This is a genomic window from Streptomyces sp. NPDC005791 (genome assembly GCF_042871485.1).
Taxonomy (GTDB): Bacteria; Actinomycetota; Actinomycetes; order Streptomycetales; family Streptomycetaceae; genus Streptomyces.
Window position 1 is genome coordinate 260,527 of sequence record NZ_JBIAIP010000001.1, and the last position, 14,074, is coordinate 274,600.

The 14,074-nt window shown below is 72.7% G+C and carries 10 protein-coding genes and 1 pseudogene; 9 read left to right on the plus strand and 2 right to left on the minus strand.

Annotation, left to right across the window (positions count from 1 at the left end):
- The first annotated feature begins 90 nt into the window (after nt 1-90).
- Entirely contained in the window at nt 91-1,857 is a 1,767-nt protein-coding gene (locus tag ACFYSH_RS01335) for an LCP family protein (RefSeq protein ID WP_388750184.1), read from the plus strand.
- Between the two features lie 89 nt (nt 1,858-1,946).
- Here ACFYSH_RS01335 and ACFYSH_RS01340 read toward each other — a convergent pair whose 3' ends face one another.
- The gene (locus tag ACFYSH_RS01340; RefSeq protein WP_388750187.1) at nt 1,947-2,918 is read right to left on the minus strand and encodes a LysR family transcriptional regulator; all 972 of its coding nucleotides are present in this window, start codon (nt 2,916-2,918) and stop codon (nt 1,947-1,949) included.
- Nucleotides 2,919-3,059: 141 nt separating this feature from the next.
- Between ACFYSH_RS01340 and ACFYSH_RS01345 the strand changes: the two are divergent.
- The 8 genes and pseudogenes from ACFYSH_RS01345 to ACFYSH_RS01380 form a co-directional block, all read left to right on the plus strand.
- Nucleotides 3,060-4,016, plus strand: a pseudogene (locus ACFYSH_RS01345) (DMT family transporter); the annotation flags it as partial.
- A gap of 348 nt (nt 4,017-4,364) precedes the next feature.
- Nucleotides 4,365-4,727, plus strand: coding sequence for a signal peptidase I (locus ACFYSH_RS01350; protein ID WP_359465409.1), 363 nt, complete (start codon nt 4,365-4,367; stop codon nt 4,725-4,727).
- A 123-nt stretch (nt 4,728-4,850) separates the two neighbouring features.
- On the plus strand, nt 4,851-5,657 hold the full coding sequence (locus ACFYSH_RS01355; protein WP_388750190.1) for a TIGR03084 family metal-binding protein: 807 nt from the start codon (nt 4,851-4,853) through the stop codon (nt 5,655-5,657).
- Complete coding sequence (locus ACFYSH_RS01360; protein ID WP_388750192.1) at nt 5,654-7,357, plus strand: acyclic terpene utilization AtuA family protein; 1,704 nt, start codon at nt 5,654-5,656, stop codon at nt 7,355-7,357. The genes ACFYSH_RS01355 and ACFYSH_RS01360 overlap by 4 nt, the downstream gene beginning before the upstream one ends.
- Nucleotides 7,354-8,949: a carboxyl transferase domain-containing protein gene (locus ACFYSH_RS01365; RefSeq protein ID WP_359465404.1), complete on the plus strand. Its 1,596-nt coding sequence runs from the start codon at nt 7,354-7,356 to the stop codon at nt 8,947-8,949. The genes ACFYSH_RS01360 and ACFYSH_RS01365 overlap by 4 nt, the downstream gene beginning before the upstream one ends.
- A 24-nt stretch (nt 8,950-8,973) precedes the next feature.
- Entirely contained in the window at nt 8,974-10,938 is a 1,965-nt protein-coding gene (locus ACFYSH_RS01370; protein ID WP_388750195.1) for a biotin carboxylase N-terminal domain-containing protein, read from the plus strand.
- Nucleotides 10,935-12,098: an acyl-CoA dehydrogenase family protein gene (locus ACFYSH_RS01375; RefSeq protein ID WP_359465402.1), complete on the plus strand. Its 1,164-nt coding sequence runs from the start codon at nt 10,935-10,937 to the stop codon at nt 12,096-12,098. The genes ACFYSH_RS01370 and ACFYSH_RS01375 overlap by 4 nt, the downstream gene beginning before the upstream one ends.
- A 93-nt stretch (nt 12,099-12,191) precedes the next feature.
- Nucleotides 12,192-13,769 (plus strand): 4-coumarate--CoA ligase family protein, encoded by a 1,578-nt coding sequence (locus tag ACFYSH_RS01380; RefSeq protein WP_388750198.1) that lies wholly within the window; start codon nt 12,192-12,194, stop codon nt 13,767-13,769.
- 74 nt (nt 13,770-13,843) lie between these two features.
- Here the strand turns inward: ACFYSH_RS01380 and ACFYSH_RS01385 are convergent, their stop codons facing one another.
- On the minus strand, nt 13,844-14,038 hold the full coding sequence (locus ACFYSH_RS01385; RefSeq protein ID WP_388750201.1) for a hypothetical protein: 195 nt from the start codon (nt 14,036-14,038) through the stop codon (nt 13,844-13,846).
- Nucleotides 14,039-14,074 lie beyond the last annotated feature (36 nt).

Consider the following 14,074-nt stretch of genomic DNA (forward strand, 5'->3'; position numbering starts at 1 on the left):
TCGGCCTGCCAGGTCGACACCGCCGTAAGACACACCGCGCGCCTTGAAGGGGGAGGCGCCGCGTGGCCCCGACGGAGGACGCAGGCAACCGTGGACGCGCAAGGCCGTGGGCGGGACGAGGGCATCGACCCCGCAGACCAGTGGGTACTCAACCCTGACACCGGCGATTACGAACTGCGACTGACTGCCTCCTCAGGGCGATCAACCGCACCGGCCGGTACGTCCGATGCCAGAACGCCCGGGCCGCGCCGCAGGTCGAAGCCGAAGGCCGCGCCGCCCGGCGAGCGGGCCTCCGTACCGGCTCAGCGTGGCGGGCGCAGGGGCGCCGGCGGGGGGCGCGGCGACCGTGACGAGACGCGGAAGCAGGGGAGCCGGGCCGCCGCACCGGCGGCCACCGGGCGCCGGAAGGCGAAGCCCAGGAAGTCCGGCAAGAAGAAGGCCCTCGCGTGGACCGGTGGCGTGCTCGCCTTCCTGACGCTGGGCGTCGGCACGGCGGGCTACCTCGTCTACCAGCACTTCAACGGCAACATCACCGCCGTCTCCACCGACGGGGCGGGCACCGGTGGCTTCAGCAAGGACCGGGCGATCAACGTCCTGGTGATCGGGACCGACAAGCGGACCGGCGAGGGCAACGAGGGCTACGGGGACGCGGGGAGCGTCGGCCACGCCGACACCACCATCCTCTTCCACGTCTCCAAGGACCGCACGAACGCGACCGCGCTCAGCATCCCGCGTGACCTGATAACGGACATCCCGAACTGTCCCACGGAGCTGGAGAACGGGGAGAAGAAGGAGATCCCCGGGACGCCCGGCGGGCGCTTCAACACCAGTCTCGGGCAGAACGACCGCATGCCCAGCTGCACCATGCGCACCGTCACCGAGCTCACCGGCATCGAGGTCGACCACTTCATGGTGGCCGACTTCAACGCGGTCAAGTCCCTGACCACCGCCGTCGGCGGCGTGGACGTCTGCCTCGCCAAGGACATCGACGACAAGGACTCCCACCTCAAGCTGTCCCAGGGGGAGCACACCCTCCAGGGCGAGCAGGCACTGGCCTTCCTGCGTACCCGGCACTCCGTGGGATTCGGCAGCGACCTGAGCCGCATCGAGATCCAGCAGCAGTTCCTGGGCTCGCTGATGCGCAAGCTGAAGTCCAACGACACCCTGACGAGCCCCACCAAGATGTGGTCGCTCGCGGAGGCGGCCACCAAGGCGCTCACCGTGGACCAGAAGATCGGCGACATAAACCAGCTGCGCAAGCTGGGTATGGAGCTGGCGTCGGTCGACCCCAAGAACATCACGTTCACCACGGTCCCGGTGCTGGACAACCTCAACGACAAGGCCACCGTCGTCCTCGACGAGTCCAAGGCGCCGCAGGTCTTCTCGATGGTGCGTGAGGACGTCTCCTTCACCGCGGTGGAGAAGCAGGAGAAGGCCGCGGCGAAGGCCAAGGAGCAGGCCAAGCTGAAGGGCGAGATGGCCGAGGCGGCGGATGTGCGGGTCGACGTCTACAACGGCGGCGCCCCTGCCGGCTCCGCGCAGAACGCCCTGGACTGGCTGCAGAACGAACAGGGCGTGCTGAAGTCCACCAACAAGGCGAACGCGCCGGAGGACGTGAAGAAGACCCAGCTCGTCTACGCCCCCAACCAGGCCGACCAGGCCCGCCGGCTGGCCGACATGATGGGCCTGTCGGCCTCGGCGCTCAAGCCGACGACGACGGACGCGGGTGAGATGGACCCGATGACTCTGACACTGGGCCCGGACTTCACGAAGGCGGGCAGCCCGCTCTCGGCCCCGGCGAAGGCACCGGACGACATCCAGCGCGTGGAGGCGGACAAGGCGGTCTGCGCCAAGTAGGCCCGACGGGCCCCGCACCACGTGCGGGGCCCCGGCGACCGGGGCCTCTCGGGCGGCCCAAGGGCCTCGGAGCGTCGCGACGGCCTCGCTCACCGCCGCGGAGAGCCGCCCGTTCTCCGGGGCGGAGCGGTCGCATTCCCGTCGGCGGGGGAATCGCCGGGTGACGTCCGCCGGCCGCGCGCGACGATCTCCCGGGCGAGCGCGGCCAGTCGGGGCAGCGCGGGATGGCCGGGCCCGTCCCGTCGGGCCAGCAGGACGGGCAGCGGCGGGGCGTCGTCGAGCGGTACGTAGGTGACGCCCGCGTGCGGATGCATCTGGGCGGTGGAAGCCCCCGAGACCCCGCTGCCCCGGCCGGCCGCGATGGCGGTGAGCCAGTCGTCGGTGTTGGCGACGGTGAAGGTGGCCGCGGGACGCGCGTGCGGGGGCCACAGGCCGAGCGTGGTGGCGCCCGAGACGGTGTTCAGGACGACCGCGCCGCCGGTCAGATCGGCCAGCCGCAGCGAGGTGCGGGCGGCGAGCGGGCCGTCGGAGGCCACGGCCGCCACCCGGGTCTCGGTGAACAGCACCTCGGTGACCAGCCCCGGGGTGTCCACCGGTCCGCGGAGCAGCGCCGCGTCCACCTCGCCGCGGGTGAGGCCGGCCGTACGGTCGTCGATGCGCAGGAGTTCGAGCGGGGTTCCCGGATCGCGTTGCTGCCAGGTCCGCAGCAGTGGCGTGGTGTACGGGCCGAACGCGGACCAGGCGTGCCCGAGCCGCAGCGGCCAGTGGCGCAGCCGGCCGGGATCGACGGCCTCGGCGAAGGCGCCGACCGCGGCGGCGGCCTTGTCGCGGAAGGCGACGCCTTCGGGGGTGAGGGCGAGGTGATGGGTGGACCGGTCGACCAGCCGGGCGCCCAGGTGCCTCTCGAGGGCGGCGAGCGTACGGGAGACGACGGGCTGGCTGACCCGGAGCCGGGCGGCGGCACGGGTGACGCTGCCCTCGTCGGCGACGGCGAGGAAGGCTCGCAGATGCCGGACCTCGATCCCGCGGCCACCGTTTCCGGCGCCGTGTCCAGTGCTCATGCTTCCGGAGCATAACGGGAGCGCACGGGGCATTTCACGGGAGGCGCGCGGCTCCCTACGGTGAGCGTGCGAGCGCCGCCTTCGCGGTGCCGTAAAGTGAACTCTTCAGTGCACTCCATTGGACTTGAGGGAAGGTCTCCGGTGAACGACCCGCGCGCTGCCGCAGAGCCGGCCGCTGCCGTTGCCGTACCCGAGGCGGTGTCCGCGTTCGACGAGCCCGGCCACGGTCGGCCGGGCCGCCCCGCCGACCGCCGAGCCGCACTCGGGCCGGTCGCTCTGGTGGTGGCGGGCGGGCTCTCCGTCCAGTTCGGCGCGGCGGTCGCCGTCCTGCTGATGCCGAGGGCGGGAGCACTCGGCGTCGTCACCCTGCGTCTCGCCGCGGCCGCGCTGGTCCTGCTGGTGATCTGCCGGCCGAAGCTGCGGGGGCACTCGCGCGCCGACTGGGGCACGGTGGTGGCGTTCGGCGTCGCCATGGGCGGCATGAACACGCTCTTCTACCAGGCCGTCGACCGCATCCCGCTGGGTGCGGCCGTCACCCTGGAGGTGCTGGGTCCGCTGGCCCTGTCCGTGTTCGCCTCCCGCCGCCTGGTCAATCTCGTCTGGGCGGTACTGGCGCTCGGCGGCGTCACCCTGCTCAGCGGGATGGGGTCCCGGGAGGGCTTCGACCGGCTGGACCCGGTCGGGGTGGCGTACGCCCTGGGCGCGGGCGCCATGTGGGCGGCGTACATCATCTTCAGCTCCCGCACCGGCCGCCGCTTCCCGCAGGCGGACGGGCTGGCCCTGGCCATGGTGGTGGCGGCGGTCCTCTCGCTGCCGCTGGGCATCATGGAGGCGGGCTCGAAACTCGTGGTCCCCTCCACGCTGGGCCTGGGCATCGCCGTGGCGCTGCTGAGCTCGGTGCTTCCGTACACCCTGGAACTCATGGCCCTGCGCCGGCTGCCCGCTCCCACGTTCGCGATCCTGATGAGCCTCGAACCGGCCATCGCCGCCACGGCGGGCTTCTTCATCCTCGACCAGGCCCTCTCCTCGACGGACGCCCTGGCCATCGCCCTGGTCATCGGCGCGAGCATGGGCGCGGTGCGCAGCCAGACGGCCCGCACGGCGTCACCGCGCCGGGAGCGGGGGTCGGAGGCACGATGGAAGGGAGCGAAGGAAGGAGGCCCGCGCATGGGAGCCGCAAAAGAAACCGACGAGTACGCCGGGCTGTACTCGCACACCCCCTCGCAGGCCGAGGGCGAACGCGACGAGCCTGCCGTGCGCGGCCGGGCCCCCGAGACCCACCCCGACGTCGCCAGGACCGAGCCGTCACAGGCCGAGGGGGAGCGGACGGAGTAGGGCGGCTCGGCCGGGAGGCTCCGGAACGGGGCCGGGCCGGGCGTCACGGGTCCGGCGGCTGACGTTCCGTCGGACGAGGGGCGGCCCGGACCGGCTGCTAGTTTCCGGACCATGAACGATGGTGTGTACGTGGGCCATGCGGAGCAGGACGCGGCGCTGGACCACGGATGGCTGCTCGGCCACTTCAGGGAGCCCTCCGATCCGCGTCACAGCGAGGCCCTGGAGATCAAGTGGGGCGTCCACCCCCGGGGCGACGAGCGCGCCCGATGGGTGCGGGGCGAGGAACGCACGGCGCTGCTCGTGCTGATCAGCGGCCGCTTCCGGCTGCGGTTCCCCGGGCGCGACGTCCTGCTGGAACGCCAGGGCGACTACGCCGTGTGGGGCCGGGGAGTCGACCACTCCTGGTGCGCGGAGGAGGAGTCCGTGGTGCTGACCGTGCGCTGGCCGTCCGTCCCCGGCTACCGGGCCGACTGATTCCGTTCCGCCGCCGGAGGCGGGGGCGTGGACCGCCGATCAAATCATGCAAGCATGCTTGCTTGTTTTGCGGGGCGCTGGCATGCTCCGGGGCACAACGCCACGCCCCGAGGGGAGCGCACCGTGCCCGACGCATCGGCCGTGACCGCCGCCGTGCTCGACGACATGCGTGAGGAGAGCGACGAACTCGACCTGCTGGTCGCGGGGTTGAGCGCACAGGGCTGGGCCGCGGCGACTCCCGCCGAGGGGTGGACCGTCGCGCATCAGATCGCCCACCTCAACTGGACCGACGAGGTGGCCCTGGTCGCCGCCACCGAGCCCGACGCCTTCGCCGCCGAGGTCGAGAAGGCGCTGGCCGCCCCCGAGACCTTCGTCGGCGACGCGGCCCGGGAAGCCGTCACCGCCCTGACCCCGCAGGCCCTCCTCGTGGAGTGGCGCGAAGGGCGGGCCCGGCTCCAGGAGGCCCTTCGTGCGGCCCCCGCGGGGACGAAGCTGCCCTGGTACGGCCCGCCGATGAGTGTCGCCTCGATGGCGACCGCGCGGCTCATGGAGACCTGGGCGCACGGCCAGGACATCGCCGACGCGCTCGGCGTGACCAGGAAACCGACCGCCCGGCTGCGGCACGTCGCCAGGATCGGGGTGCGGGCCCGGGACTACGCCTACGCCGTGCGCGGCCTGCGCCCGCCCGCCGAGCAGTTCCGGGTGGAACTGCGCGCCGAGGACGGCGGGCTGACCGTGTACGGACCCGAGGACGCCGCCCAGCGGGTCACCGGGCCACTCCTCGACTTCTGCCTGCTCGTCACCCAGCGCGCGCACCGGGACGACCTGGCCGTCGAGGCGGTGGGCGCCGACGCCGGGCAGTGGCTGGACATCGCCCAGGCATTCGCCGGACCCGCCGGGCCAGGGCGCCCCCGGAAGGCGGACCGGTGACCCGGCCGCTGCGCATCGGCAACGCGTCCGGCTTCTACGGCGACCGCTTCGACGCCCTGCGCGAGATGCTCACCGGCGGCCCGCTGGACGTCCTCACCGGCGACTACCTCGCCGAACTCACCATGCTGATCCTGGGCCGGAGCCGGCTCGAGGACCCGGGCCGCGGCTACGCCTCGACCTTCCTGCGGCAGCTGGAGGAGAGCCTCGGGCTCGCCCACGAACGCGGCGTGAAGATCGTCACCAACGCCGGAGGGCTGAACCCGGCCGGACTCGCCGACGCCGTACGCGCACTGGCGGACCGGACCGGCGTACCGGTGCGTGTCGCACACGTCGAGGGCGACAGCCGCCCCGTGCCCGACGGCTGCCTCACCGCCAACGCCTACCTCGGCGGTGGCGGCATCGCCGCCTGTCTGCGTGCCGGGGCCGACATCGTCGTCACCGGCCGCGTCACCGACGCGGCCCTCGTCACCGGGCCGGCCGCCGCCCACTTCGGCTGGGGGCCGGACTCCCACGACGCCCTCGCCGGAGCCGTCGTCGCCGGACACGTCCTGGAATGCGGCACCCAGGCCACCGGCGGCAACTACGCCTTCTTCGGCGACCACGACATCCGGCGCCCCGGCTTCCCGCTCGCCGAGATCCACGAGGACGGCGCCGCCGTCATCACCAAGCACGACGGCACGGGCGGCGTCGTCGACATCGGCACCGTCACCGCCCAGCTGCTGTACGAGACCGGCGGCGCCCGCTACGCCGGACCCGACGTCACCGCCCGGCTCGACACCGTGACGCTGACGCGGGAGGGGCCGGACCGGGTGCGGATCAGCGGTGTACGCGGCGAGGCGCCGCCGCCCACGCTGAAGGTCGGGATCAACCGGCTCGGCGGGTGGCGCAACGAGGTCGTCTTCGTGCTGACGGGACTCGACGTCGAGGCCAAGGCCCGGCTCGTGCGGACCCAGTTCGCCGACGCCCTCGACCGCGCGGGCTCGCGACCCGCCGAGGTGCGGTGGGAGCTCGCCCGCACCGACCGGGCCGACGCCGCCACCGAGGAGACCGCGAGCGCCCTGCTCCGGCTCGTCGTGCGCGACCCGGACGCGGAGGCGGTCGGCCGCGCCGTGTCCGGGGCGGCCGTGGAGCTGGCACTCGGCAGCTACCCGGGCTTCCACGTGACCGCCCCGCCCGGCAAAGGCGCGCCGTACGGGGTGTTCGAGGCCGCGTACGTGGCGGCCGAGGAGGTCACCCACGTCGCCGTACTGCCCGACGGTTCGCGCACGGTGGTGCCGGCGGCCGGCTTGTACAAGGACCTCGAGGACGTGGCGGAACCGGACCTGCCCGCACCACTGCCCCCAGGGCCCACCCGGACCGCCCCTCTCGGACACGTCGCGGGCGCCCGCAGCGGCGACAAGGGCGGGGACGCCAATGTCGGGGTGTGGGTCCGCACGGACGAGGCCTGGCGGTGGCTGGCCCATGAGCTGACCGTCCAGCGGTTCCGGGAACTGCTGCCGGAGACCGCCGGGCTCACCGTCGTACGCCATGTCCTGCCGAATCTGCGGGCGCTCGACTTCGTCGTCCACGGCCTCCTCGGCGAGGGTGTCGCCGCGCAGGCGCGCTTCGACCCGCAGGCCAAGGCGGTGGGGGAGTGGCTGCGGTCCCGGCACGTCACCGTGCCCGTACGGCTGCTGGACCGACCGGAGGTGACCGCATGACCGTCCTGCCCACCGCGCTCGACACCACGGGGCCCGAATACGCCGCCCACCGCGAGGCCATGCTCGCGAGACTCGCCGAGCTGGACACCGAGCACGCCAAGGCCCTGGCGGGCGGCGGCGAGAAGTACGTGACGCGGCACCGGGAACGCGGCAAGCTCCTCGCCCGCGAGCGGATCGAGCTGCTGGTCGACCCGGACACCCCCTTCCTGGAGCTGTCCCCGCTCGCGGCCTGGGGCAGCGACTACGCGGTCGGCGCCTCGCTCGTCACCGGCATCGGGACCGTCGAGGGCGTCGAGTGCCTGATCACCGCCAACGACCCGACCGTACGCGGAGGCGCCTCCAACCCCTGGACGCTGAAGAAGGCCCTGCGCGCCAACGAGATCGCCTTCGCCAACCGACTGCCCTGCGTCTCACTGGTGGAGTCCGGAGGTGCGGACCTGCCCTCGCAGAAGGAGATCTTCATCCCCGGCGGGGCGCTCTTCCGCGACCTCACCCGGCTGTCCGCCGCCGGAATCCCCACCGTGGCCGTGGTGTTCGGCAACTCGACGGCCGGCGGGGCGTACGTCCCCGGGATGTCCGACCACACCGTGATGATCAAAGAGCGGTCCAAGGTCTTCCTCGGCGGCCCGCCGCTGGTGAAGATGGCCACCGGCGAGGAGAGCGACGACGAGTCCCTCGGCGGCGCCGAGATGCACGCCCGCACCTCCGGCCTCGCCGACCACTACGCCCTCGACGAGCACGACGCGCTGCGCCAGGCCCGCCGGATCGTCGCCCGGCTCAACTGGCGGAAGGCACACCCGGACCCGGGCCCCGCCGAGCCACCGAAGTACGACGAGGACGAGCTGGTCGGGATCGTGCCCGGTGACCTCAAGGTCCCCTTCGACCCCCGCGAGGTCATCGCCCGGCTCGTCGACGGCTCGGACTTCGACGCCTTCAAGCCGCTCTACGGGACCAGCCTGGTCACCGGCTGGGCCCGCCTGCACGGCTATCCCGTCGGCATCCTCGCCAACGCGCAGGGTGTGCTGTTCAGCGAGGAGTCGCAGAAGGCCGCCCAGTTCATCCAGCTGGCCGACCAGCGCGACATCCCGCTGCTCTTCCTGCACAACACCACCGGCTACATGGTCGGCAAGGAGTACGAGCAGGGCGGCATCATCAAGCACGGCGCGATGATGATCAACGCGGTGTCGAACTCCCGGGTCCCCCACCTGTCCGTGCTGATGGGTGCCTCCTACGGCGCCGGGCACTACGGCATGTGCGGCCGGGCCTACGACCCCCGCTTCCTCTTCGCCTGGCCCAGCAGCAAGTCCGCCGTCATGGGCCCCCAGCAGCTCGCGGGCGTCCTCTCGATCGTCGCCCGCGCCTCCTCCGCCGCGAAGGGGCTGCCCTACGACGACGAGGCCGACGCCGGTCTGCGGGCCATGGTGGAACAGCAGATCGAGTCCGAGTCGCTGCCGATGTTCCTGTCGGGGCGGCTCTACGACGACGGGGTCATCGACCCGCGCGACACCAGGACCGTCCTCGGGATGTGCCTGTCAGCGATCCATACGGCACCGGTCGAAGGCGCACGCGGCTTCGGCGTCTTCCGGATGTGAGGGTGTGAGGATGTGAGGCAGAGGATGATCACCGCACTGCTGGTCGCCAACCGGGGCGAGATCGCCTGCCGGATCTTCCGTACCTGCCGTGAGCTGGGCATCTCCACCGTGGCCGTGTACTCCGACGCGGACGCCGGCGCTCTGCACGTGCGGGAGGCCGACACCGCCGTACGTCTGCCGGGAGCCGCTGCGTCCGACACGTACCTGCGCGGCGACCTCGTCGTCGCCGCCGCGCTCGCCGCCGGCGCGGACGCCGTGCACCCGGGCTACGGCTTCCTCTCGGAGAACGCGGGCTTCGCCCAGGCCGTGCAGGACGCGGGACTCGTGTGGGTGGGACCCCCGGTCAAGGCCGTCGAGCTGATGGCGTCCAAGACCCGGGCCAAGGAGCTGATGGCCGCCGCCGACGTGCCGATCCTGGCCCCCGTGGACCCCGGGAGCGCCACCGCCGCCGATCTTCCGCTGCTGCTGAAGGCCGCGGCGGGCGGAGGCGGGCGCGGGATGCGGATCGTACGGGAACTGGCCGCACTGCCGGCGGAGCTGGCGGCTGCCACCGCCGAGGCCGCCTCCGCCTTCGGGGACGGCGAGGTCTTCGCCGAGCCGTACGTCGAGCGCGGCCGGCACGTCGAGGTCCAGGTCATGGCGGACACCCAGGGCACGGTGTGGGCGCTCGGCACCCGCGACTGCTCGCTCCAGCGCCGGCACCAGAAGGTCGTCGAGGAGGCCCCGGCCCCGGGCCTCGACGGCGTACTGCGGCAGCGGCTGCACGACGCTGCCGTCGCCGCCGCGCGGGCGGTGGGCTACCAGGGCGCGGGGACCGTCGAGTTCCTCGTATCGGCCGAGGGCCGCCCGTACTTCCTGGAGATGAACACCCGGCTCCAGGTGGAACACCCCGTCACGGAAGCGGTGTTCGGCCTCGACCTCGTCGCCCTGCAACTGCGCGTCGCGGAGGGCGGGCCCCTGCCGGCCGCCGCACCGCCGGAGCCGTCCGGACACGCCGTCGAGGCCCGGCTGTACGCGGAGGACCCGGCCCGGGACTGGCAGCCGCAGACCGGAGCACTGTTCGCGCTCGACGTGCCCGGTGAACTCGGTGTCCGCCTGGACACCGGATACACGGGCGGCGACACCGTGGGGGTGCACTACGACCCGATGCTCGCCAAGGTCATCGCCCACGCCCCCACCCGCACCGAAGCCGTCCGGCTCCTCGCCCGCGCCCTGGAACGCGCCCGTATCCACGGCCCGGTGACCAACCGGGACCTGCTCGTACGCTCCCTGCGCCACCCGGACTTCGTCGCGGGGCTCCTCGACACCGGCTTCTACGACCGGCACCTGCCCGCTCTCACGGCGACCGGCGGCCCCGGCGAGGACTCCGCGCACCGGCTCGCCGCCACCGCCGCCGCGCTCGCCGCGGCCTCGGGCAGCGGTTCGGGCCCCCTCCGCCTCGGCGCCTGGCGCAACCTCGCCTCGCAGCCGCAGACCAGGCGTTACCGGGGTGAGCCCGACGGCACCGAGTACGCGATCGCCTACCGCACCGGCCGGGACGGCGTCCCTGCCCCCGTGACCGGCGAGCGGGTCCTCGCCACCCGCCCCGACGCGGTCACCCTCGAGGCCGGCGGGGTGACCCGGCACTTCACCGTCACCACCCACGGCGACCGGGCCCATGTCGACACGGCCGCCGGCTCGTACACCTTCACCGCCCTGCCCCGCTTCACCGACCCCGCCGAACGCACCGAACCCGGCTCCCTGCTCGCGCCCATGCCCGGCACCGTCGTCCGTCTCGCGGACGGGCTCGCTCCGGGGACGGCCGTCGAGGCCGGGCAACCGCTGGTCTGGCTGGAGGCGATGAAGATGGAGCACCGCATCCTCGCCCCCGCCTCCGGCACCCTCACCGCGCTCCACGCCGCCCCCGGAATCCAGGTCGAGGTCGGCGCTCTGCTCGCCGTCGTAGTCGTACAGGACGCATCCGCGCACCAGGAGGAGACGACCCCATGAGCACCGTCCTCGAGACCCAGGAGCACCAGGCCCTCCGCGCCGCCGTCGCCGCGCTCGGCAAGCGCTTCGGCCGCGACTACAGCACCGGCCTGGCCCGCAGGGGCGAGCACCCCCGCGCACTGTGGGAAGAGGCGGGCAAGCTCGGCTACCTCGGCGTCAACCTCCCCGAGGAGTACGGCGGCGGGGGCGCCGGCATGGCCGAGCTGTCCATCGTCCTGGAGGAGCTGGGGGCCGCCGGAAGCCCGCTCCTCATGCTGGTCGTCTCCCCGGCGATCTGCGGCACCGTCATCGCCCGCTTCGGCACCGGGGAGCAGAAACGGGCCTGGCTCCCCGGGCTCTGCGACGGCTCCCTGACCATGTCGTTCGGCATCACCGAGCCCGACGCCGGATCGAACGCGCACCGCATCACCACCACCGCCCGCCGCGACGGCGGGGACTGGGTCCTCAGCGGTCGCAAGGTCTTCATCTCCGGCGTCGACATCTCCGACGCCACCCTGATCGTCGGCCGCACCGAGGACGCGAGGTCCGGCAGCCTCAAGCCCTGCCTCTTCATCGTCCCCCGTGACGCCCCGGGCTTCTCCCGCACCCGGATCGACATGGAACTCCAGGCGGCCGAGAAACAGTTCGAGCTGGTCCTCGACGACGTACGGCTGCCCGCGGACGCGCTCGTGGGCGACGAGGACGCGGGCCTGCTCCAGCTCTTCGCCGGACTGAACCCGGAACGCATCATGGGCGCCGCCTTCTCCATCGGCATGGGCCGCTACGCCGTCGGACGGGCCGTGGACTACGCGAAGACCCGCACCGTCTGGAAGGGCGCCCCCATCGGCGCGCACCAGGCCATCGCGCATCCGCTCGCCCAGGCGCACATCGAGCTGGAGCTCTCCCGGCTGATGATGCAGAAGGCCGCGAAGCTCTACGACGACGGCGACGACATCGGCGCGGGCGAGGCCGCCAACATGGCGAAGTACGCCGCCGCCGAAGCCTGTGTCAGGGCCGTCGACCAGGCCGTCCACACCCTCGGCGGCAACGGCCTCACCCGCGAGTACGGGCTCGCCTCGCTCATCACGGCCGCGCGTGTCTCCCGTATCGCACCCGTCAGCCGGGAAATGATCCTGAACTACGTCTCCCACCAGACGCTGGGCCTGCCGAAGTCGTACTGACGTCCTCCCGACGAGTCCGGTCAGGTCCCAGGTCTCCCCATCCGCCCCGGCAGGGGCGATTCTGGCTCTCCACCCGCGTCGAAGGGGACCGCAATGGTGTTCCACAGCGAGTACGCAGACGTCCCGCCCCTCGAAACACCCATCCACGAGGCCGTCCTCGGCAACGCCGCGGACTTCGGTGACACCCCCGCCCTGATCGACGGGACCAGCGGGATGACCGTCACGTACGGCCAGCTCGACACCTTCCACCGGCGCATCGCCGCCCACCTCGCCGCGGCGGGCCTGCGCAAGGGTGACGTCCTCGCCGTGCACAGCCCGAACACCATCGCCTACCCGCCCGTCTTCTACGGGGCGACCCGGGCCGGCGCCACCGTCACCACCATCCACCCGCTCGCCACCGCCGAGGAGTTCGCCAAACAGCTCCAGGACTCCGACGCCCGCTGGATCGTCACCGTGTCCCCGCTCCTCGACGTCGCCCGCCGGGCCGCCGAACTCGCGGGCGGCATCGAGGAGATCTACGTCTGCGACCAGGCCGAGGGTCACACCTCCGTACTCGACATGCTGGGCTCCACCGCCCCCGAACCCGGCATCACCTTCGACCCGGCCGAGGACGTCGCCGTACTCCCGTACTCCTCGGGGACCACCGGTACGCCCAAGGGCGTCATGCTCACCCACCGCTCCATCGCCACCAACCTGGAGCAGCTGAGACCCTTCGTCCCCCTCGGCGAGCGCGACCGCATCCTGGCCGTGCTGCCCTTCTTCCACATCTACGGACTGACCGCACTCATGAACGGGCCGCTGCGTTACGGCGCCACGGTCGTCGTCCTGCCCCGCTTCGACCTCGCCCAGTTCCTCGAGACGATCCAGACCCACCGCATCACCGGCCTGTACGTCGCCCCGCCCATCGTGCTGGCCCTCGCGAAGCACCCGCTCGTCGGCGACTACGACCTCTCGTCGCTGGAGTACGTCGTCAGCGCCGCCGCCCCGCTGGACGCCGAGCTCGCCGCCGCCTGCTCCACCAGGCTCGGCGTACCCGCCGTACGCCAGGCGTACGGCATGACGGAGCTCTCGCCCGGGACGCATGTCGTCCCCCTCTCGGCGCAGAACCCGCCGCCCGGCACGGTCGGCAAGCTGCTGCCCGGCACCGAGATGCGGATCGTCTCGCTCACCGACCCCGGCATCGACGTGACCACCGGCACCGCCGGCGAGATCCTCATCCGCGGCCCCCAGGTGATGAAGGGCTACCTCGGCCGCCCCGACGCCACCGCGGCCATGATCGACGAGGACGGCTGGCTGCACACCGGGGACGTCGGCCGGGTCGACGACAACGGCTGGCTGTACGTCGTCGACCGGGTGAAGGAGCTCATCAAGTACAAGGGCTACCAGGTGGCCCCCGCCGACCTGGAGGCCCTCCTCCTCACTCACCCCGAGATCGCCGACGCCGCCGTCATCGGGGTCCAGGACGCCGACGGCAACGAGGTCCCGAAGGCCTACGTGGTGCGTGGCCCCGGCGCCGGGGACCTCACGGAGGAGGACGTCATCACGTACGTCGCCGACCGCGTCTCCCCGTACAAGAAGGTCAGACGGGCGGAGTTCATCGAGGCCGTACCCCGCGCGGTGTCCGGCAAGATCCTGCGGCGCGAACTGCGCGACCGGGAGAAGCGGCCCTGACACGTCGGCGGGCCGCCCCTCGCGCGCCCGCCGCACTCCCGGCCTCATGTCCGAGGCCGGAACGGCGCCGGGCGTCAGGCGGCTGCCCCGGTGCGCAGGCGCCGCACGTCCCGTACGAGCGTGCACGAAGCGCTGAGGACGATCAGAGCTCCAGCCCCGACCCAGAGGGCCGATGCCCCAGAGCGGTACTCACGAACAGCGAGGGCGAGCAACACCGTGCCGGTGAGGACGCCGAAGGCCGAGATCAGAGCGCTGATGCGGTGTGCCATACGGACATCGTCCCCGACGGCCTCGGCCGGCGGAAG

What these genes read in the sequence shown, in the direction of transcription:
- ACFYSH_RS01340 (WP_388750187.1), bottom strand. Translation starts at nt 2,918, where the DNA reads ATGAGCACTGGACACGGCGCCGGAAACGGTGGCCGCGGGATCGAGGTC.
- ACFYSH_RS01350 (WP_359465409.1), top strand. Translation starts at nt 4,365, where the DNA reads ATGAACGATGGTGTGTACGTGGGCCATGCGGAGCAGGACGCGGCGCTG.
- ACFYSH_RS01365 (WP_359465404.1), top strand. Translation starts at nt 7,354, where the DNA reads ATGACCGTCCTGCCCACCGCGCTCGACACCACGGGGCCCGAATACGCC.
- ACFYSH_RS01370 (WP_388750195.1), top strand. Translation starts at nt 8,974, where the DNA reads ATGATCACCGCACTGCTGGTCGCCAACCGGGGCGAGATCGCCTGCCGG.
- ACFYSH_RS01375 (WP_359465402.1), top strand. Translation starts at nt 10,935, where the DNA reads ATGAGCACCGTCCTCGAGACCCAGGAGCACCAGGCCCTCCGCGCCGCC.
- ACFYSH_RS01380 (WP_388750198.1), top strand. Translation starts at nt 12,192, where the DNA reads ATGGTGTTCCACAGCGAGTACGCAGACGTCCCGCCCCTCGAAACACCC.
- ACFYSH_RS01385 (WP_388750201.1), bottom strand. Translation starts at nt 14,038, where the DNA reads ATGGCACACCGCATCAGCGCTCTGATCTCGGCCTTCGGCGTCCTCACC.